Raw genomic sequence first — 18,509 nt, forward strand, 5'->3', positions numbered from 1 at the left:
CATGGCTGCTGATTTTTCGGTTACACGAATTACATCTTCGGTTATTTTAGTTACTTTGTCATCGGTCATTCCACACAAATGAAAAGGGTTTGCGTCAGCCATTTAACAACAAAGTCACAAACATGAGGGGTTTCTTAATCGCATTTATTTTGTTATGCTATGTTTTGGTTTGTGCCGGTGCACAGCCAAAGTCGCCTAAGGAATTTCTAGGTTACGAACTTGGTGAGCGGTTTACGCCACATCACCGGGTAGTCGCCTATTTCGAGCATGTAGCAGCGACAAATGACAACGTACACCTTTTGCATTATGGGACAAGCTACGAGTGGCGTCCGCTTGTCGTCGCGTTTGTGTCGTCGACTGCTAATATGGCACGGCTGGAAACCATCCGGCAGGATAATCTTCGGCGGGCCGGAATTGAACCCGGTGAGGTCACGACCCGGATCCCGGTTGTCTGGTTCAGCTATAACGTGCATGGCAATGAAGCCGTTTCATGCGAAACAGCCATGAAAACGTTATGGGAGCTGGTAAACCCAGCCAATGCGGAAAACAAGGGATGGCTGGAAAACACGGTGGTGGCGATAGACCCTTGCCTAAATCCCGACGGACAGGAGCGGTATGTCAATTGGTACAACCAGAAGGTAAATCGAAGGTTGCAACCGGACCCCCAGTCGGTGGAACATCATGAGCCGTGGCCCGGTGGGAGACCAAATCACTACCTCTTCGATCTCAACCGGGACTGGGCGTGGCAGGTGCAGCGTGAGTCTCAGGCGCGCGTTCGGCTGTACAACCGATGGATGCCACAGGTGCATGTAGATTTCCATGAGCAGGGGATTAATGCTCCATATTACTTTGCCCCCGCTGCGGAACCCGTGCATGCCCTTGTTTCCAATTTCCAGCGTGAATTTCAGGAGACCGTGGGCCGCAACAACGCCCGTTATTTTGATAAACATGCGTGGTTATACTTCACCCGGGAAATATTTGACCTGTTTTATCCCAGCTATGGCGACAGCTGGCCGATGTTCAATGGTGCAATCGGCATGACTTACGAGCAGGGTGGGTCCGGCCGTGCGGGGCTCGGTGTACTGACAGCCCTTGGCGACACCCTCAGCCTCAGAGAGCGTATCGCCCACCATTATACTTCCGGCATGGCCACGATCGAGACCGTGTCTACCCATTCCGGGCGGCTGCTGGACGAATATGCGGCCTATTTCGAGGAAAGCCAGTCGAACCCCCAAGGACAATATAAAGCCTATGTCGTCAAACCCGGAGGAACCCCAGAGCGGTTGGAAACGTTGAAAACACTACTTGACCGCAACGGCATTCGCTATGGGCACGCCGAACGCGGGGCCCGGCTGGAGGGATTAGATTATTTCAGCGGTAAAACGGTATCCTTTACCCTTGATGCCGGCGATCTTGTTATCAGCGCGCATCAGCCCAAATCCATCCTCGTGCAGACACTTTTCGAGCCGAACCCCTCGCTATCGGACAGCCTGACGTACGACATTACGAGTTGGGCACTTCCGTATGCATACGGGCTTCACGCGTACGCGTTGGAAAGCCGATTGGAGGTCGCTGGCCCACGCCAGGGCACACTGTTTGAAGCAAACCACTTCGAAGGCAATCCGTTGGCCTATATTTGCCCATGGTCATCGGTGGCACATGCCCGTTTTGCCGCGGGATTGCTTAACGAAGGGGTACGGGTGCGCTATGCCGAAAGACCGTTTAAACTTAACGGGAAAGCCTATCCCTCCGGTTCGTTGGTCATTGGGCGCGCGGGCAATGAAAGCATCCCCAATTTTGCTAAACGGGTGGTTCAGTTAGCCGATACTTATCAAATTCGACTCGACGCGGTCATGACAGGTTACGTAGAGGCGGGAAAAGACTTCGGATCAGGAGCAGTGAAGGCGATACAGGCGCCGAAGGTGGCGCTGATCGGGGGAAACGGAGTCTCTTCGCTTAGTGTCGGTGAAGTGTGGCATTTTTTCGAACAGGAGCTTGACTACCCCCTTTCCATATTGGTACCGGAGCAGCTTGCATCGGCTGATCTTAGTCAATATAACACCATCATCTTGCCTTCGGGCAACTATGATGTTTGGGGTGATGACGAAGTACGCAAACTCCATGCTTGGGTAACTGCCGGCGGTAAATTGATTGTTATCGAGGCCGCGGTAGGCTTTCTCGCTGGCAGGGAGGGCTTTGGCATAACGACTTACTTGAACGACGCGGAACGGAAAGAAGCAGAAGAACGGCATGAGCGCGATGCCAAAGCAGCGCGCGTCATGGACTTTCAACATAGGGAACGAGAACGTATATCCCATACGGTCTCAGGTGCGATTGTAGAAGTAAAAATGGACCATTCATATGCGCTGGGGTTCGGTACCGGCGGTGCCTATTATACCCTTAGGAACGGTGGACGACGCTATGCGTATCTGAAGAATGGCATAAATGCCGGCATTATCCCTGATCCAACGTACCACCGAGCCGGTTTCGTGGGGGCGAAAGCCAAAATGGGACTTCGGGAATCACTGGTATTCGGGGTAGAACATAAAGGAAGAGGACAGATAATCTATATGGCGGACAATCCGCTGTTCCGTGGGTTTTGGGAATATGGAAAGCTGATCATGAGCAATGCGCTGTTCATGGTAGGGTATTAAAAAATTTCCGTATCTTTACGACTTTGAATAATCACAACGGATTATGGAAATACGGGAAAGAGTAGAACAGGCTTTGGACTCCATTCGGCCGTACCTTGAGACGGATGGGGGGAATGTGCGGATAGACGAGATTACGCCGGAGAATGTGGTGAGACTGAAGCTTTTGGGATCTTGTGCTTCATGTGCGATGAGCATCATGACATTCAAGGCAGGTCTGGAGCAAGCCATTAAAAAGGCCGTTCCTGAAATAACCGCTGTTGAGGCCATCAATATCACAGACATGGATGACCCCAATGCTACGATGCCCGTTCCGAAAGTGAACGGATAGGCTTGGGGGATTTAACATTATTTAACGGAAGGAAAAACCTACGAATGTGTAGTTTTGTTGCATGGGTATGAGGTCAATCCGAAATATTTTGGTATTGTTGTTAACCGTCGGGGTGACGATCTCTTCCGTTGCCCAGCAACGGAAGCTTGTGCAGTTCAGCGGTGTCATCCATAATGCCGATACCAATGTGATCGTTCCCTATGTCACAGTGACAAATCTGTCGTTCAACAACCAGACATTTACCGCGAACCATCAGGGATACTTTTCATTTGTGGCCCATGAGGGCGACACAATCCTGTTCAGTTCTGTTGGTTACCGTGCGACCAGTATTGTTATCCCGGAGGTGCCAGCGGATAAATATACCGCTATGGTAAACATGACCGCTGAAATCAAGGAGCTGCCCATGGTAACGCCATATCCTTGGGCGAGTATTGACGAATTCAATATGGCGTTTATGTCGCTGGAAATCGCCGATGATGATATCATTGTTGCCAAACGGAACCTTTCGCCTGAGTCATTAGCTGCAATGGCTGCGGTGACGCCGCGTAGTGCTGAGGAGATCCAGAATTTCAGCGCGATGCAGAACCATATCGGTCTCACCAACAAAGCCGTGAACCAGCGGATGGCCAATCCGTTATTGAGCCCGTTTGCTTGGGGTAACCTAATCCGGCAGATCACGGAAGGAAACAAAAGCCGGCAGCGGAGCGGCCAATAGTGGCTTTAAACGACAACCGATCATGATAGCCTCACCGTTTGCTTTACGCTAAGACGCGACGACACCGATGAGATCAGTGCGGAAACGAGGAAAACAGTAAAGAAGACCAGCAGGAAGTCGCTGTACCGAATATCCACCGGGTACACATCGGTAACAAAATTCTCTCCCTCGGCAAAGCGAATCCAGCCGAAGACCTGCTGGGATAGGCAGAACAACAGGCCCAAAACCAATCCAGCAAGGCACCCGATAAGTGAAATCAATAACCCCTCATAAAAGAAAATGCGGCGTATAAGCCGATTATCTGCACCTAACCCCATAAGCACGGATATATCTTTCTTTTTATCGATGACCAGCATGGTCAATGACCCTACGATATTGAAAATGGCAATGAAGCCCATTAAAGCAATGATAAGGAATACAGCCCATTTTTCCGTGCGCACAATTTTATACAACGTCGGGTTTTGCTGTTCCCGGTTTTTGACGACATAGGATGCGCCCAGAAGCGAGGTTAGCTCCTGTTGCACAGCGTCAACATCCCGGTGGCGCATCAGGTTAAGCTCAATGGCGGACACCTGTTCGAATTCGCCAAGCACATCCCGCGCGAACTCCATCGGTACGATGAGCAGATCATCAAATTCTGGCTGGTATTCAAGGATTCCGGCGGGTCTGATGGTGCGCATCGTAAATTCCGCTGCCGGATTTATACTGCGCTTTACGCCTTTTCGAGGTGAGAAAACCTCGATTGAACGGGACTCGTCGTGCATAGATACGCCTAACGTGCCCTGCACCCGGGCACCCATGATCGCAAAATGCTCATCACCCCGAGTCAGCATGAATCGGCCGTCCTGCAATAGCGTATCCATCGATTGTTGTGATGATTTGCCGGTGGTTATTCCCTTTATGGACGCAATGTACTGCGCTTCGCCGTACCGGAGTAATACCCGCTCCTGCAACACCTCTTGGTACTCCGCGATGGCGGGGTGCTGTTGAAGGATATCGGAGGTTTCAGCGTTCAGGACAAAACTTTTGCCTTTTGCGGATTCTATGCGGAGCTCCGGGGTGAATGCGCTATACATGGAGAAGATCAGCTTCTCCAGCCCGTTATAGAAAGACAGTATCACGATGAGCGATGCGCTGCTTACCAATACCCCAAGCACACTGATACCAGAGATGATGTTGATGGCATTGACCGTTTTCTTTGAAAACAGGTAGCGTTTGGCGAAATACAGCGCGGTGTTCATGTATTATCCCTTCACAAATGGGTTTGTCTTTTTTTCGTAACCGATAGTGGTTTCCGGGCCGTGCCCCGGATAAACCACAGTGTTGTCCGGAAGAGTATAGAGCTGGCTGGTAATACTATCCAGCAATTGCTGATGATTTCCTCCGGGCAGGTCCGTGCGGCCGATGCTGTTTCTGAACAGCACGTCGCCTCCGATCAGAAAACTATCCGTTGGACTATAAAAGCAGAGATGGGCGGGAGAATGTCCAGGGGCAAAAATAAGTGTCAGTTTGCTTTCCCCGAAAGAGACGGTACCCTGTTCAGGGAGGAAGTGCTCGGCAATCGGCGACACCTCGTAGCGAATGCCCATCTGGGGGGCGTAATTTTGCACCTCTACGAGCAAGGTAAGCTCGCCCTCATGGAACTGCGGGAGCAACCCGAACGTTTCGTAGCTATATCGGTTGCCCAGCACATGGTCGACATGGCAGTGTGTATTGAGCAGCAACTCGGGCTTAAGGCCTTCTGCGTCAATGAACCCTTTTACCTGCGCTTCTTCATGCGGGCCGTACATCCCAGGATCAATAATGGCGGCGCTGCCTGTATCATCATACAATACATAAGTGTTTTCCTGATACGGGTTGCAGACAAACGATTTGACGTGGATCATAACTACAAAGGTAGTGTTTTTTCAGACCTTTTATGGAAGCTGTCACTTCCAACGCAGGGTGTGGATAAGTGTATCGATATCCGCTTTTAGGAAATCCAATACAGGTTGGATTGAATCAAGCCGCGGTTTTTCATGGAAGTACAGGGCTCCGCGTAGGTAATGCTTAGTGCTGTCGGTTACAAAAAACTGAATACCAGATGCAGCATTTCCTTTGATTTCATATTTCAATCCGTACACGTGCTGATCTGGATGGTGAATGCGCGTTTGGTCGATGGCTGTGGCTCGGATCGTATGGTTGAAGGCAAAGGTCCGTGCGTCTTCCACCAAACGGTTGAAGTTGTCCTCGCCCTGAACTTGCATATAACTCAGGTGGATACGGGCATTGAACTCGGGAAATACCACATCGACCCAACACGGTTGGGAATCTGCTGTGCGGTCGGGACGCATCTCGGCGTAAACCGGGATTGCGAACGTAAATGGGCATTCCGAAGAATAGGCGTAGTAAGCCTTTTCAGGGAAAGCGATGCGGTGGTAGCCCCGGGGCTTTGGTGAGTAATGCGGTGTGCAGGCACATGCGATAATTGCGGCCAGACCAACGAAGGAACCCAGGTTGAGCAATCTTGGCATCAGTTTCCGTTCCAGATTTCCCAATTCCGCTCAGCTTGCAGCTCCAGCATTTCCAAACCGTTTTTCACCGTGGCACTGCGCGCCAGGCCCTGCCTAAGGAAAGCTGTTTCGGCGGGGTTATATACCAGGTCATAAAGCAGGTGCTCGCTGCCAATATGCTGGTACGGGATATCGGGACAGCCTTCTACGGCGGGGTAAGTACCCAAAGGTGTTGTATTGACAATGAGCGTATGGCTGGCCATAATGGTATCGTCCAGCTGGTCATAGCCGTACTGCCCATCCGTTGGCGTTCGTGAAACGGTGGTGTAGGAAATGTCCAGCTCGGCAAGCGCGAACGTGACAGCTTTGGCTGCGCCGCCATTACCCAGCACCAGCGCCTTACGATGGTATGGCCGGAGCAAGGGTTTGAGTGACTCAGTAAAGCCATACACGTCTGTATTGTAGCCAGTAAGCATCGGATTTCCCTGACGCGGCCGCTCAATCCGGATGCAGTTTACAGCAGCGATAGCCTTGGCTTCAGGCGAAAGGTGATTTAAATAATCCATTACGGCGATCTTATACGGGATGGTCACATTAACCCCCATAAGCAGTGGATCTCTTTCCACCAGTCGCGGAAACTCCCTAATCGTAGAAATAGGGTAGAGCTCGTACTGGACATCAGTAATCTGCTGCTGCGCAATTTTGGTATCATAATAGCGCTTCGAAAAGGAATGCGTAAGCGGAAACCCGATCAGCCCAAATTTCATCATGTCCAATATATATCAGTGTCAGATAAAGCTATGGAATGTGTCGCCCCGCAATCCCAACCGTGTGGTTTCAAGGGCCATAATTTCATTCGGATTGATGTTACCTAGGTTGACATTGGTGCCGATGAGATGGATGAAATACACTTGCTGCGATTTGAGCGGAGCTTCCCAGATGATTTTCTCGCTTGGAATCTCGTTGAGGATTTCATCGACTAGTCCCTGTCTTACCTCACCAGATTCGCGGTACAGCCCTACATTGCCGCTCTCTCTTGATTCGGCGATCAGCCGCCAAGTGCCAGATTCGAGTTCTGCTTTCATCAGCGAGATCCACTTATACGGGGCCATGATTTTGGTATTGTCCTTAGAACCGACTTCAGAAATGACCGTAGCATACTGCGCCACCTTGGCGATGTACTTGCATTTTTCTTCGTGAGGAAGTGCAATAGACCCATCGGATACCTCCGCATATTCCAAACGGTAGCGTTCAAGTAATCGAAGGAAGTCGTCGAATTGATTGCGGACGACAAAAGCTTCGAACAGGGTGCCGCCGAAATAGGGATGTATACCGGCATCGCGGTACACGGCGAGCTTTTCGTCTAACCGCGGGGTAATATAAGCGGTAGTCCAGCCCAATTTCACAAAGTCAGTATATGGTGCACCTACTGCCATGAAATCTTCAGCCTGGCGTACGCTCAGTCCTTTATCCATAACCATGGTCATTCCGCTAATCCTTGGTTTTTGCGTTCTCTCGGGAATATTATTCAGTTGAAAGTTCATTAGAAGTTAATTTGTTCTTAAGGGTCTATGGAACCTGCATTTTCATCGCCTTTTGTGCCAGGCGCCGCAAGGCAGGTTTCATGTATGTAAAATTGTTTACGGCTAAGATGGAATAATAGGGGCAAATAGTGAACAAAATCTGAAAAATTCCTGGAATCGCTGGTGCAATAACGGGGCAACATAGGCAGTATATCAAACCTTCAAAGCTAAGGCATATACTTCCTGATTACTTCGGCAATGGCTTTATTGTCTCTTAACTGCGGGAGGTATTCAAACAACACCGTATGTTTCCGTGGATCAGCAGCCAGGCCCAGCTCTAAGTAATTCAGTGCCTCATTATATCTGCCGGAGGCGATGAGGTAAGCGACCATGCGATAATACAGCTCTGCTCCGTCGGGGTTGTTCTTGATCGCTTCGGCAATAGTTTCGACGGCCCTGTCTAACTTATTGCGTTCGTAAAGGATGGAGGAGTAGTCCAGCCACGCCTCAAGATCTATCGGGTTGAGCTCTACGACTTTTTCATAGGCCTGCTCGGCTTCGTCCAACTGTTTCAACTTGTACCTCGCGTCCGCGATCGCAAACCAATAGTCAGGATTTTCCGGCTCGATATCAAGTGCTTTTTTATAAAAGTGCAACGACTCGAAGTACCGGTCCTCGTAGTCTAGCGTTACCCCGATTCCGAACCAAGCATCGGCCAGGTTAGTATCGATCTTTACGGCCTTTTTATAATAGGATCTTGCTTCATCCATCTGCTCCAGCTTTTCATAGCACTCACCGATGGCACAATAAGTTTCCGCTCCCGGCGGCTCGTATTCGAAGGTTTGTTTATAGACGGCGATGGCTTCACTGTATTTATCCAGATTTACCAATGCATTTCCTTTGTTGAAATATGCCGAGGCAAAATTCTCCTTGATAAGGATCGCGTAGTCGTATGCATCAATCGCTTCTTCATACCGGCTTAATTTATGATAGGCGTTTCCCAGGTTGTACCACCCAGCGTAGGAGTACGGATCGTTATCGATATACTGCTTATAAAACGTAATGCTTTCTTCCTGCTTTTCCAGCACATCGTAACAGAACGCCAACTCATACAGCGCATCCTGGTTTTCCATATTCAGTTCCAAGCTCCGCTTGAAATGCTGAATAGCTTTTTCGTAATCGCCTTTGTTTTGATGCAAAAGAGCGATTTGTAAATAAATGTCGTCGGGATTTTCGGCGAGTTCCAATGCCTTGTTTAAGCTACTGAACGCCTCATCATAGCGTTCCAAATTGCCGAGGATACCGCCTTTTATGAGATAAATATCACCGTCTGACGGCTCTAGGGTTTCTGCCCTGTTCAGGGAGTCGAGAGCCCGAGAAAATTGGTTGGTCACAGCAAACAACTGGGCCTGCTTAAGGAAAAAAACGGCGGCAAATGGATGTTGGCTCACCGCGTATTCGACTACTTGCAAAGCCTTAATGGGATCATTTTTGTCCATATAGTAGTCAATAATCCCTTCAAATGCCTGTGTATCAAAAAAATATTGATCCTTATTGCGAATCATTTCCTCGTAACGTGCTACCGAAAACTTAGGATCTTCGGCAGGCCCATATTCGAAATCGTCTTCCATCTATACTCCTAATTTTAAGAACTAACACTTAGGCTTCCCTCATCACGTCCAGCTACCGTTTGATGATAACAAAATAGGGTTTGTTGAGCGATATTGTTAACACAAGTTTTCAACAATTTGACAGTTATGCCCGAAAAGCATAGAAACTCAACCAGTTAATATTCCGAAGCTTGTAGATAATACGGTCGAGTTTAAGCACCTTCAATCTCTTCTTTTGCTCATTTCCCACTATGCCTGTGTTAAATAGTGCTACAAAGATACGCAATCCTAATCGAAAAATGTACCTTTGAAGACATGGTTGTTGCGTGGGGCACAGGCACGGGAGACCGGAGTCGGAAAGCCATAGCATCTCAAGACCTGTAAAAATGGAAAAAATGACGAGTGCAATCGATATTTCTGCTGTTTTCGAGCGGATGGCAATCAAACCAATTAATCCAGCATGGAGCACGGGCCGCATTGAAGGGGATGCGGCAGGAGAGGTAGCAATAACAAGCTTTTCTCCTGTTGATGGGCAAGAGATCGCGGCCGTTGCTGCGTTGGATGAAGGAGCATATGATGAGGTGATTACCCAGGCGCAAGCAGCCTTTCTGCAGTGGCGAAATGTTCCGGCGCCCGAACGAGGCGAAATGGTAAGGCAGTTTGGTGAAGAACTGCGCAGGCACAAACAGGATTTGGGTGCGTTGGTGTCCTATGAAATGGGGAAAAGCCTGCAAGAAGGGTTTGGCGAGGTACAAGAGATGATTGACATCTGTGATTTTGCCACGGGTTTAAGCCGTCAGCTCTACGGATTCACTATGCAATCCGAGCGACCTGGCCATCGTATGTACGAACAGTGGCATCCGCTGGGTGTCGTAGGAATCATCTCCGCGTTTAATTTCCCGGTAGCGGTGTGGAGCTGGAATGCGGCAATCGCATGGGTCTGCGGCAACGTGTGTGTTTGGAAACCGTCGGAGAAAACGCCGCTTGTCGCTGTGGCCTGCCAACGCATCCTCGCCCGCGTGCTTGCCAGAAACGGTCTTCCCGAAGGGATATCCTGTTTGGTGCAGGGCGGGCAGCCACTTGGCGAGCGGTTAGCGGGTGACCACCGGGTTGCGCTGATATCCGCCACCGGATCGACGCGCATGGGCAAATCAGTCGCAGCTACCGTAGCCGCCCGACTGGGTAAGAGCATTTTGGAGCTGGGTGGCAATAATGCCATCATTATCACGAAGTACGCTGACCTGGATGTTGCTTTGCCGGCAGCGGTGTTCGGTGCCGTCGGAACTGCTGGCCAGCGCTGTACTTCTACGAGGCGGCTGATTATCCACGAAGATATCTATGAGGCCTTCAAAGAACGGCTGGTCAAAGCCTATAGGCAATTGCGTATCGGCAACCCGTTGGATGAAAGCAACCATGTGGGACCGTTGATTGATAAAGACGCCGTAGCTAACTATATGGGGGCCATAGCGCGCTGTAAGGCTGAGGGGGGGCGCTTTATCATCGAGGGAGAGGTGCTGAGCGGGCAGGCGTACGGATCGGGATGCTATGTGCGGCCCTGTATTGCCGAGGTATCGGCAGACTATGCCATTGTGAAAACGGAAACCTTCGCACCGATTTTATACGTGATGAAATACCGCACAATGGATGAAGCTATTCATATTCAGAACAGTGTACCTCAGGGGCTTTCTTCGGCAATCATGACGTTAAACATTCGCGAGGCTGAGCAGTTTCTGTCTGCTGCTGGCTCCGACTGCGGCATAGCCAATGTAAACATTGGGACCTCAGGCGCTGAAATCGGTGGGGCTTTCGGCGGTGAAAAGGAAACAGGAGGAGGCCGTGAATCCGGTTCGGATGCATGGAAAGCATATATGAGGAGGCAAACCAATACCATTAATTACTCGGATAAACTACCGTTGGCGCAGGGGATCAAGTTTGATTTGTAGCACCGGGTTCCCCGGCATATAGTGGCTACGTGTATTGTGTCCGGCTACGATCGGAATACCCAGTTTGACTCATAATTCCCATAACGCTTACACGTATAGCCAGAATGTGAAGAATGGCGACGCGTAAACGTTTGCATTGCTGAGAAAATGTTTCTAACTTTAGGGCTTTTCCAATTGTGTTGGATGATGAAACCGAAAAAGCAATTATTGGCAATCAAATAGAGCGAACAATGAGTGTACATTACGAATCCCGTTATGCCATCGGGCCGCGGGAAGCCAAAGCGCTAGATACTGGGGCACTGCGCGAACAGTTTTTAATAGCAGCTATTTTTACGAACGACGAGATCCGGGTTGTCTATACGCATTATGACCGCTATATTGCTGGTGGGTCCAAGCCCGTATCTAAAGCGTTGACATTGGAAACCATCGATCCGCTGAAAGCGGATTATTTCCTTGAACGGCGAGAACTGGGCATCATCAATGTGGGCGGCGCAGGAAAGGTGACTGTGGACGGCCAGGTGTATGAGCTGGGTTTTAAAGAGGCGCTGTATGTAGGTAAGGGCAATAAAGAGGTTTCCTTTTCGAGTGATGACCCCGCCGTTCCGGCCAAGTTTTACTTTAATTCCGCTCCTGCACACCATGCTTATCCAACGAAAAAGGTGACTAAGGCCGAGGCCGAAATCGTAGAACTGGGTAGCCCGGAAACGGCAAACCACCGAGTAATCAACAAGCTGCTGGTGAATAGCGTCGTCGAAACGTGCCAATTGCAGATGGGCATGACCGAACTTAAGAAGGGCAGCGTGTGGAACACCATGCCCGCCCACACGCACGACAGGCGTATGGAAGTTTACTTCTACTTTGAAGTGCCGGAGGGGCAGGCGGCGTGCCATTTTTTGGGACAGCCGGATGAAACCCGCCATATTTGGATGCACAACGAACAGGCCGTAATTTCCCCGCCATGGTCTATCCATGCGGGCGCCGGAACAAGCAACTATACGTTTATATGGGGTATGGCTGGCGAAAACCTGGATTACGATGACATGGATAAACGTACAATTACTGAACTAAGATGACCAGCTAAACGGGAACCGGAAATGACAAAAAAGCATCTATTTGATCTGACAGGAAGGACCGCCTTGGTTACCGGCTGCAAACGGGGCATCGGCAAAGCCATTGCCGAAGCGCTGGCCGAAGCGGGCGCGGATATCATTGGGGTGTCGGCTTCCTTGGAACTGCAGAATAGTGAGGTGGCGAAGGCTGTGGTGGCAACCGGGCGCAGATTTTATGCCTATCAAGCTGATTTTGGCAATCGGGCGGCGGTATATGCGTTTATTGAACAAGTCAAGGCGGACCATCCGCGGATAGATATCCTGTTTAACAATGCGGGAACAATTTTGCGCAAACCAGCTACGGAGCATCCGGACGAATACTGGGACAAGGTGATTGAAATCAACCAAAACGCCCAGTTCGTGCTGACGCGCGAAATCGGTAAAGACATGGTGGCCCGGAGCTATGGGAAAATCATCTTCACCGCGTCGCTGCTAACGTTTCAGGGGGGTATCAATGTGCCGGGTTACGCAGCATCCAAAGGAGCTGTAGGCCAGCTCACCAAGGCCTTTGCTAATGAATGGGCGTCTAAGGGGGTAAACGTTAACGCCATTGCGCCGGGCTATATTTCAACGGATAACACTGAGGCACTACGAAGCGATCCGGACCGAAGCCATTCGATTCTGGAGCGTATCCCGGCGGGCCGCTGGGGCGAGCCGGAAGATTTCAAGGGGCCTGCGGTGTTTTTGGCATCTGATGCGTCTAAATACGTGCATGGGACCATCCTTACCGTCGACGGTGGATGGATGGGACGGTAACTGGGTCGCGAGTGATCGGCGGCTTACTGATACAGGCCTTTGCTATCTATAAACTCGAATACATTGTCGGGGACGAAGTACCGGATGTTTTTCCCTTGTTTCACCGCGTTGCGGATAAAGGTGGAAGAGAACTCCATGAGCGGCGTATCCGTGATTGTGACCGACGGATGTGCGGCCAGATCTTGCGGGACGTGGTAAGCCGGACGGGGATAAACATGGATGTGGTAGTCGCGCAAGATGATTTCATAATTCTTCCACTTGTGAAGCGAGGCGAGATTATCTGACCCCATGATGAGTACGAAAGATTTATCGGGATGTTTTTCACGGAGATGGGCGAGTGTGTCAATGGTATACGACGGTTGGGGCAGGGAAAACTCGATGGTGCTGCTTCGGATGTTCTCAGCTTGTTCGATTGCAAGATTGACCATCTCCAGCCGGTCATACTGGCTGATCAGGCTGTCTTTCTTTTTTAAGGGGTTGTGCGGGGTGATGACTAGCCAAACTTCGGTTAAATCGGTGTAATTAGCCATGTAGTTGGCAATGATGAGATGGCCCGTGTGGATGGGATTGAACGAACCGAAAAACAATCCGATGCGCTTCATGGAAATAATTTATGTGGTTGACAGAAAATCCAACATCAGTTTTTCTGCGTCGGTGCAAGCCTTATACAGATCGTCGTTCTGGAGAACCACATCGAAGCGGTCAGCATATGCTAGTTCCTTCTCCGCTTTGACAATCCGTTCGGCCAGTTTATCCTCGCTGTCTGTTCCACGGCCACGCAACCGTTGGATCAGTGTTTCTATCGATGGGGGCTGTACAAAAATGGCCAATGCTCGGTCGGCAAACTTGCGTTTGAGGTGAAGACCACCCTCCACGTCAATATCAAAGATGACATGCCTTCCCAACGACCATATGCGCTCCACCTCGGCCCGGAGAGTCCCATAGAACGTGCCGGAATAGACTTCTTCGAATTCGATAAACTCTTTCTTGGCGATACGGTGAAGAAATTCCTCTTTAGAGATGAAATAATAATCCCGGCCGTCCACCTCGCCCTGGCGGGGCGCCCGCGTGCTGGCTGAAATGGAGAAGCTAATTTTATCGGGATGCTTTGCCAGCAGGTGTTTGACGATGGTCGTTTTGCCGGCACCAGAGGGCGCCGAGAATATGATGAGTTTTCCTTCCATTACAGCACATTTAATAGCTGTTCTTTTACCTTTTCCAATTCTTCTTTCATCCGCACCACCACTTGCTGGATGCCAGCGTGGTTGGCTTTCGAGCCCAACGTGTTGATTTCACGCCCCATTTCCTGCGAGATGAAGCCGAGCTTTTTCCCGTTGGCATCGGCCGCCTCAAGCGCTTGGAGGAAATAGTTGCAGTGGCTGCGCAGGCGCACCTTTTCTTCGGTGATATCCAGCTTATCAATATAGAAGACGAGCTCTTGTTCGAAGCGGTTCATATCGACGTTTTCCTTGCCGACAGTTTCGTCCATATATTGGCGTATTCGTTCGCGGATAAGCGGTATGCGATCGGTTTCGACTGTTTCCACTTCGCCGAGCAGGCGCAGGATTTCTGCGGACCGCGACGATAGATCCTGCCGGAGCACTTCGCCCTCGTCTTTGCGGAACAGATCGAGCTGGCCAACGGCTTCCTGAAAAGCGCCCATCAACAGGGCGGCTTCTTCTTCGTCGGCCTCCTCCTCGTAATGGCTGACGACCTCCGGCATATTCAGCGCGAGCTCGAAAAGGTTTCCCTTAGCGGTGCCCAATTCGACAGCTATGGCCTCGAGCTGCCGGTAGTAGTTTTTCAGCAATTCAGCATTGATTGTGGCTGCGGCTGCCGATTGATCGACATATTCGACATTGACCGTAATGTTTACTTTTCCGCGCTCGATAAGCCGCGAGCATTCACTACGGAGCGTAAGCTCCTTGTCGGAAAAAGCCTTGGGCAAACGCAGGTTGAGCTCCAGAAATTTTGAGTTCAATGACTTGATTTCAACGGTATACTTTACTTTCTGGTTACCTTTGGTGCCCAGGCCGTAGCCGGTCATGGATTTGATCATGTGCAAAGGTAATAAATAGGTTTTAGGTTTGCGGACAATCGGGGTAGGAAAGGGGGACAATTGACGATTGAGAAGGGAATGCCGAGAAATTACCAATCGTGTTTGGCAATAATGACACAGATGTATGACTGGTAGCGGCTACCGGACGGCACCCGTACAAAGCCGATACCAACGTCGTTGAGTGAAGCGTTCCATTCGTCAAGGCCGAGCAGGTGCTTGCGATGTCCAAATCCCGGCGAATTTTTCCCTATAATCATGGATTTGATCCCGTCGACTGCCGACGGATGGTTGGCTCCGATAGATTCGAAATTGTTCGCGGCTTTTTGCTTCAGCCAATCGGGGTTAAGTGTATATCCCGCGCGGTTGATGTGGTAATTGGGACCGAACCCGTCGGGGTCAGTGTGGTCGAAGTAATCACGTCGCGCCATGTCCATGGCTCTTGCCTCTGCCACCTTAGCCAATGTACTGTTCCAGTGTAGAGGCGTTCTGGTGATGCCTTTGAGGCTGCTTATGCCAAGTTCTCGCTGGAACGCATCCGGGCGTTGGCGGATGTCATTGAGCAACGCAAAAGCCGCCTTGGCTTCACCGCGGTCTATGTGGGGGCGTCCAGTTGAATCATTGCGGACCGAAAAACAAGAGAGCAGGGCACATGCGGTAAAAAATAGGAGCAGTTTCATGGACGCGTTTGCCAAGGCAGTGCAAGGATTATGCCGCTTTCTTAAATTTCTCTCTCGCCACTTCGACGATAATCGGCACGATAGAGAGAAAGATAATTAACAATATCACTTTGGAAAAATTATCCCTTACGATGGGAATGTTCCCAAGAAAGTAGCCGGCCAGGGTAATGCCCACGACCCACAGGACAGCCCCTACAACGTTGTAGGTTAAAAAAGTTCCGTAGTGCATCCGCCCAATCCCGCCAACAAAGGGCGCAAGCGTCCGGACGATCGGCACGAAGCGGGCAATTACAATGGTCTTACTGCCGTATTTTGCATAAAACGATTGTGTTTTTTCAATTTGCTCGTTCTTCACGATTTGTTTACCGAAAAGTTTGAGACGGGTGACCCGCATCCCGAAGTGTTTTCCAATGGAGTAGTTCAGGGAATCTCCTGCGATTGCTGCGATCAATAAGAGAAGGATCATCACCCAGACATTCAGATCATTTGGTTGCGCCGCAAGCATTCCGGCTGCGAAAAGCAGGGAATCGCCTGGAAGAAAGGGCATGACCACCACACCCGTTTCAATAAAAATAATTAGGAATAGGATGAGGTATGTCCACGTTTTGTAATCGTTGACGATTTCGACCAGGTGTTGGTCGATGTGGAGAATAAAATCGATAAGCGACGAGATTAGCTCCAAAGCCTTAACCCAAATTGTTCAACATAACGGGCATCACCAACATCAGGATGTCCTCGCTTTTCTCCGGGGTAGCCGGAAGCAGTAGGCCTGCACGATTTGGCGTGCTCATCTCGATGACCACTTCTTCACTATCCAGGTTAGTTAGCATTTCTACCAGAAATTTTGCATTGAACCCGATTTCCATGTCGTCTCCCTCGAACTGGCAGCTGAGCCGTTCGTGCGCCTCATTGGAGAAATCGAGGTCTTCAGCGGAAATGTTCAGCTCGCTTCCCGAAATCTTTAGCCGCACTTGGTGGGTAGTCTTATTGGCGAAAATAACCACTCGGCGCAGTGAATTCAGGAATGTCTGCCGATCAAGAGTCAGCTTGTTCGGATTTACTTTTGGGATAACAGCTTCGTAGTCAGGATAGCGTTCATCAATCAACCGGCAGATGAGGTGTATACTGGCAAATTTAAAAAATGCGTTGGTGCTATTGTATTCCATGGAGACGCTGGCGTCTTCTGCGGGCAAAGATGATTTCAGCAGCGACAGTGCCTTCTTCGGTAGGATGAGCGACGCTGGTTTGGGGCTTCCGATGTCATTGCGCCGGTAGCGAACCAACTTGTGCGCATCAGTGGCGACAAATGTCACAGACTGTTCGGCCAGCTGTACCAATACACCAGACATTGCGGGGCGTAGCTCGTCATTGCTCACCGCAAATATCGTTTTGTTGATTGCCTCTGCCAGCACAGACGCGGGGACGGTTACCGAGGACGCGTTGTCGACCACCGGGATTTTCGGAAAGTCGTCTGCATTTTCCCCGCTGAGTTTGTACTTGCCGTCTCCGGCGCTTATTTCAATCGCCATCGTTTGGATGTCAACGGAAAAAGCTACCGGTTGGTCAGGAAGCGTTTTTAACGTTTCGATCAATATCTTCGACGGCATAGCTACACGGCCTTCCTCTTTGGCCTCTATGGGCAACGAGGTGACCATGCTGGTTTGTAAATCCGTGGCTGAAATGGTGAGAATATTGTTTTTGATTTCAAACAGGAAATTTTCCAGTATCGGAAGCACGGTGCTGCTGCTCGACGCACCGCTGACGGCCTGTAACTGCTTTAATAATATCGACGTAGAAACAATGAACCTCATGGCTGAATAATCTTCCGTGCAATGATAAGGAAAAGATTTGTATTCGGAAAATGAGATTGTGATTTACGCATAACTAAACAAAACAGGAGTGTTGTTGTTGGTTTATTACAAGGACCAAAGAATTAGTGTTATGGAAACCAATAACAGTCATCGGAGAGATCAAGAAGGGAATATAGAAGCGGAAGACAACTATGCGGCACACCAAGACGATCCGGCCCCTTCACCGGAGGCAATAAAAGAGCCCAATGATCGGTCGGCGAGTTTTACCATCTGGGTGGCGGTGTTTATTGCCATCGCCATATTGGGAGTCATCTATTTGATTTATATTTTCGCGTAATGTTTTCTGACTACCGTCGGCTGCCTGTGCCGGCGGAACACATTTTTAGTGTACCTTTGCCTAATGATGCGTGTTATGGCGTTTGATTATGGAACTAAGCGGGTCGGCATTGCCGTGACCGACCCGCTGCAACTAATCGCAACAGCGCTTGATACGGTACACGCCAAGGATGTGCTGGACTATGTAAAGGCGTACCTAGCACGCGAAACCGTGTCAACTTTTGTGGTAGGCATGCCTCGACAGATGGATGGCACCGACTCCCAATCGGCGCCGCATGTAAAAGGTTTCATACGGTCATTGCGGCGGACATTCCCAGGCACTCCCATCGAAACCATCGATGAGCGGTTTACTTCCAAGATGGCGTCTGCAAGTATTTCCCAAAGTGGAATGCCCAGGAAAAAGCGGCAGGAGAAAGGGCTGATTGACAGCGTTTCGGCAGTGCTTATCCTGCAATCATTTCTAGAGAAGCGCGCGTTTCAGGGGTAAATTTTTACC

The 18,509-nt window shown here is 50.1% G+C and carries 20 protein-coding genes; 8 read left to right on the top strand and 12 right to left on the bottom strand.

Annotated elements, in window-relative coordinates; translation table 11 throughout:
* Positions 1-122: 122 nt before the first annotated feature.
* The 3 genes from ACFOET_RS06375 to ACFOET_RS06385 all read left to right on the top strand — a co-directional run bounded on the left by ACFOET_RS06375 (position 123) and on the right by ACFOET_RS06385 (position 3,697).
* Positions 123-2,654 carry a M14 family metallopeptidase gene (locus tag ACFOET_RS06375; RefSeq protein ID WP_379020729.1) on the top strand — a complete coding sequence of 844 codons (2,532 nt, stop codon included), beginning with the start codon at positions 123-125 and terminating at the stop codon, positions 2,652-2,654.
* 43 nt (positions 2,655-2,697) lie between these two features.
* Positions 2,698-2,982 carry a NifU family protein gene (locus tag ACFOET_RS06380; RefSeq protein ID WP_379020731.1) on the top strand — a complete coding sequence of 95 codons (285 nt, stop codon included), beginning with the start codon at positions 2,698-2,700 and terminating at the stop codon, positions 2,980-2,982.
* 67 nt (positions 2,983-3,049) lie between these two features.
* A complete protein-coding gene (locus ACFOET_RS06385) occupies positions 3,050-3,697 on the top strand; it encodes a peptidase associated/transthyretin-like domain-containing protein (protein WP_379020733.1) in 648 nt (215 codons plus the stop codon).
* 20 nt (positions 3,698-3,717) lie between these two features.
* Here ACFOET_RS06385 and ACFOET_RS06390 read toward each other — a convergent pair whose 3' ends face one another.
* From ACFOET_RS06390 to ACFOET_RS06415, 6 genes are all read right to left on the bottom strand, one after another.
* A complete protein-coding gene (locus tag ACFOET_RS06390) occupies positions 3,718-4,938 on the bottom strand; it encodes an FtsX-like permease family protein (RefSeq protein WP_379020735.1) in 1,221 nt (406 codons plus the stop codon).
* Between the two features lie 3 nt (positions 4,939-4,941).
* A complete protein-coding gene (locus ACFOET_RS06395; protein WP_379020737.1) occupies positions 4,942-5,583 on the bottom strand; it encodes an MBL fold metallo-hydrolase in 642 nt (213 codons plus the stop codon).
* Between the two features lie 42 nt (positions 5,584-5,625).
* On the bottom strand, positions 5,626-6,210 hold the full coding sequence (gene gldD, locus ACFOET_RS06400; protein WP_379020739.1) for a gliding motility lipoprotein GldD: 585 nt from the start codon (positions 6,208-6,210) through the stop codon (positions 5,626-5,628).
* A complete protein-coding gene (locus tag ACFOET_RS06405) occupies positions 6,210-6,959 on the bottom strand; it encodes a shikimate dehydrogenase family protein (protein WP_379020741.1) in 750 nt (249 codons plus the stop codon). The genes gldD and ACFOET_RS06405 overlap by 1 nt, the downstream gene beginning before the upstream one ends.
* An 18-nt stretch (positions 6,960-6,977) precedes the next feature.
* On the bottom strand, positions 6,978-7,733 hold the full coding sequence (locus ACFOET_RS06410; RefSeq protein WP_379020743.1) for a phosphosulfolactate synthase: 756 nt from the start codon (positions 7,731-7,733) through the stop codon (positions 6,978-6,980).
* Between the two features lie 206 nt (positions 7,734-7,939).
* Positions 7,940-9,343: a tetratricopeptide repeat protein gene (locus ACFOET_RS06415; RefSeq protein ID WP_379020745.1), complete on the bottom strand. Its 1,404-nt coding sequence runs from the start codon at positions 9,341-9,343 to the stop codon at positions 7,940-7,942.
* 374 nt (positions 9,344-9,717) lie between these two features.
* On the opposite strand from ACFOET_RS06415, the gene amaB reads away from it, so the two are divergent.
* The 3 genes from amaB (at position 9,718) to ACFOET_RS06430 (ending at position 13,130) form a co-directional block, all read left to right on the top strand.
* Positions 9,718-11,265, top strand: a complete 1,548-nt coding sequence (gene amaB, locus ACFOET_RS06420; protein ID WP_379020747.1) for an L-piperidine-6-carboxylate dehydrogenase — start codon at positions 9,718-9,720, stop codon at positions 11,263-11,265.
* A gap of 230 nt (positions 11,266-11,495) precedes the next feature.
* Positions 11,496-12,338: a 5-dehydro-4-deoxy-D-glucuronate isomerase gene (gene kduI / locus ACFOET_RS06425; RefSeq protein WP_379020749.1), complete on the top strand. Its 843-nt coding sequence runs from the start codon at positions 11,496-11,498 to the stop codon at positions 12,336-12,338.
* Positions 12,339-12,359: 21 nt separating this feature from the next.
* The gene (locus ACFOET_RS06430) at positions 12,360-13,130 is read left to right on the top strand and encodes an SDR family oxidoreductase (protein WP_379020751.1); all 771 of its coding nucleotides are present in this window, start codon (positions 12,360-12,362) and stop codon (positions 13,128-13,130) included.
* Positions 13,131-13,153: 23 nt separating this feature from the next.
* Here ACFOET_RS06430 and nadD read toward each other — a convergent pair whose 3' ends face one another.
* From nadD to dnaN, 6 genes are all read right to left on the bottom strand, one after another.
* Positions 13,154-13,732: a nicotinate (nicotinamide) nucleotide adenylyltransferase gene (gene nadD, locus ACFOET_RS06435; protein ID WP_379020753.1), complete on the bottom strand. Its 579-nt coding sequence runs from the start codon at positions 13,730-13,732 to the stop codon at positions 13,154-13,156.
* 9 nt (positions 13,733-13,741) lie between these two features.
* Complete coding sequence (gene gmk / locus ACFOET_RS06440; protein WP_379020755.1) at positions 13,742-14,314, bottom strand: guanylate kinase; 573 nt, start codon at positions 14,312-14,314, stop codon at positions 13,742-13,744.
* Positions 14,314-15,189: a YicC/YloC family endoribonuclease gene (locus ACFOET_RS06445; protein WP_379020757.1), complete on the bottom strand. Its 876-nt coding sequence runs from the start codon at positions 15,187-15,189 to the stop codon at positions 14,314-14,316. The genes gmk and ACFOET_RS06445 overlap by 1 nt, the downstream gene beginning before the upstream one ends.
* Before the next feature lie 89 nt (positions 15,190-15,278).
* Positions 15,279-15,866, bottom strand: a complete 588-nt coding sequence (locus ACFOET_RS06450) for a CAP domain-containing protein (RefSeq protein ID WP_379020759.1) — start codon at positions 15,864-15,866, stop codon at positions 15,279-15,281.
* A 28-nt stretch (positions 15,867-15,894) separates the two neighbouring features.
* On the bottom strand, positions 15,895-16,548 hold the full coding sequence (locus tag ACFOET_RS06455; RefSeq protein WP_379020761.1) for a DedA family protein: 654 nt from the start codon (positions 16,546-16,548) through the stop codon (positions 15,895-15,897).
* A gap of 4 nt (positions 16,549-16,552) precedes the next feature.
* Entirely contained in the window at positions 16,553-17,677 is a 1,125-nt protein-coding gene (gene dnaN, locus ACFOET_RS06460) for a DNA polymerase III subunit beta (RefSeq protein ID WP_379020763.1), read from the bottom strand.
* 130 nt (positions 17,678-17,807) lie between these two features.
* On the opposite strand from dnaN, the gene ACFOET_RS06465 reads away from it, so the two are divergent.
* The gene (locus ACFOET_RS06465; protein ID WP_379020765.1) at positions 17,808-18,014 is read left to right on the top strand and encodes a hypothetical protein; all 207 of its coding nucleotides are present in this window, start codon (positions 17,808-17,810) and stop codon (positions 18,012-18,014) included.
* A gap of 63 nt (positions 18,015-18,077) precedes the next feature.
* Positions 18,078-18,500, top strand: a complete 423-nt coding sequence (gene ruvX / locus ACFOET_RS06470) for a Holliday junction resolvase RuvX (protein WP_379020767.1) — start codon at positions 18,078-18,080, stop codon at positions 18,498-18,500.
* The last annotated feature ends 9 nt before the right edge of the window (positions 18,501-18,509 follow it).

The sequence above is a fragment of the Parapedobacter deserti genome (assembly GCF_042646065.1).
Lineage (GTDB): Bacteria > Bacteroidota > Bacteroidia > Sphingobacteriales > Sphingobacteriaceae > Parapedobacter > Parapedobacter deserti.

Bases quoted from the DNA above. Each gene is read 5' to 3' on its own strand.
- ACFOET_RS06375 (WP_379020729.1), top strand. From the start codon at position 123: ATGAGGGGTTTCTTAATCGCATTTATTTTGTTATGCTATGTTTTGGTT.
- ACFOET_RS06390 (WP_379020735.1), bottom strand. From the start codon at position 4,938: ATGAACACCGCGCTGTATTTCGCCAAACGCTACCTGTTTTCAAAGAAA.
- ACFOET_RS06465 (WP_379020765.1), top strand. From the start codon at position 17,808: ATGGAAACCAATAACAGTCATCGGAGAGATCAAGAAGGGAATATAGAA.
- dnaN (WP_379020763.1), bottom strand. From the start codon at position 17,677: ATGAGGTTCATTGTTTCTACGTCGATATTATTAAAGCAGTTACAGGCC.
- ruvX (WP_379020767.1), top strand. From the start codon at position 18,078: ATGATGCGTGTTATGGCGTTTGATTATGGAACTAAGCGGGTCGGCATT.
- ACFOET_RS06410 (WP_379020743.1), bottom strand. From the start codon at position 7,733: ATGAACTTTCAACTGAATAATATTCCCGAGAGAACGCAAAAACCAAGG.
- ACFOET_RS06430 (WP_379020751.1), top strand. From the start codon at position 12,360: ATGACAAAAAAGCATCTATTTGATCTGACAGGAAGGACCGCCTTGGTT.
- gmk (WP_379020755.1), bottom strand. From the start codon at position 14,314: ATGGAAGGAAAACTCATCATATTCTCGGCGCCCTCTGGTGCCGGCAAA.
- ACFOET_RS06395 (WP_379020737.1), bottom strand. From the start codon at position 5,583: ATGATCCACGTCAAATCGTTTGTCTGCAACCCGTATCAGGAAAACACT.
- ACFOET_RS06385 (WP_379020733.1), top strand. From the start codon at position 3,050: ATGAGGTCAATCCGAAATATTTTGGTATTGTTGTTAACCGTCGGGGTG.
- ACFOET_RS06415 (WP_379020745.1), bottom strand. From the start codon at position 9,343: ATGGAAGACGATTTCGAATATGGGCCTGCCGAAGATCCTAAGTTTTCG.
- amaB (WP_379020747.1), top strand. From the start codon at position 9,718: ATGACGAGTGCAATCGATATTTCTGCTGTTTTCGAGCGGATGGCAATC.
- nadD (WP_379020753.1), bottom strand. From the start codon at position 13,732: ATGAAGCGCATCGGATTGTTTTTCGGTTCGTTCAATCCCATCCACACG.
- kduI (WP_379020749.1), top strand. From the start codon at position 11,496: ATGAGTGTACATTACGAATCCCGTTATGCCATCGGGCCGCGGGAAGCC.
- ACFOET_RS06380 (WP_379020731.1), top strand. From the start codon at position 2,698: ATGGAAATACGGGAAAGAGTAGAACAGGCTTTGGACTCCATTCGGCCG.
- ACFOET_RS06450 (WP_379020759.1), bottom strand. From the start codon at position 15,866: ATGAAACTGCTCCTATTTTTTACCGCATGTGCCCTGCTCTCTTGTTTT.
- ACFOET_RS06405 (WP_379020741.1), bottom strand. From the start codon at position 6,959: ATGATGAAATTTGGGCTGATCGGGTTTCCGCTTACGCATTCCTTTTCG.
- gldD (WP_379020739.1), bottom strand. From the start codon at position 6,210: ATGCCAAGATTGCTCAACCTGGGTTCCTTCGTTGGTCTGGCCGCAATT.
- ACFOET_RS06445 (WP_379020757.1), bottom strand. From the start codon at position 15,189: ATGATCAAATCCATGACCGGCTACGGCCTGGGCACCAAAGGTAACCAG.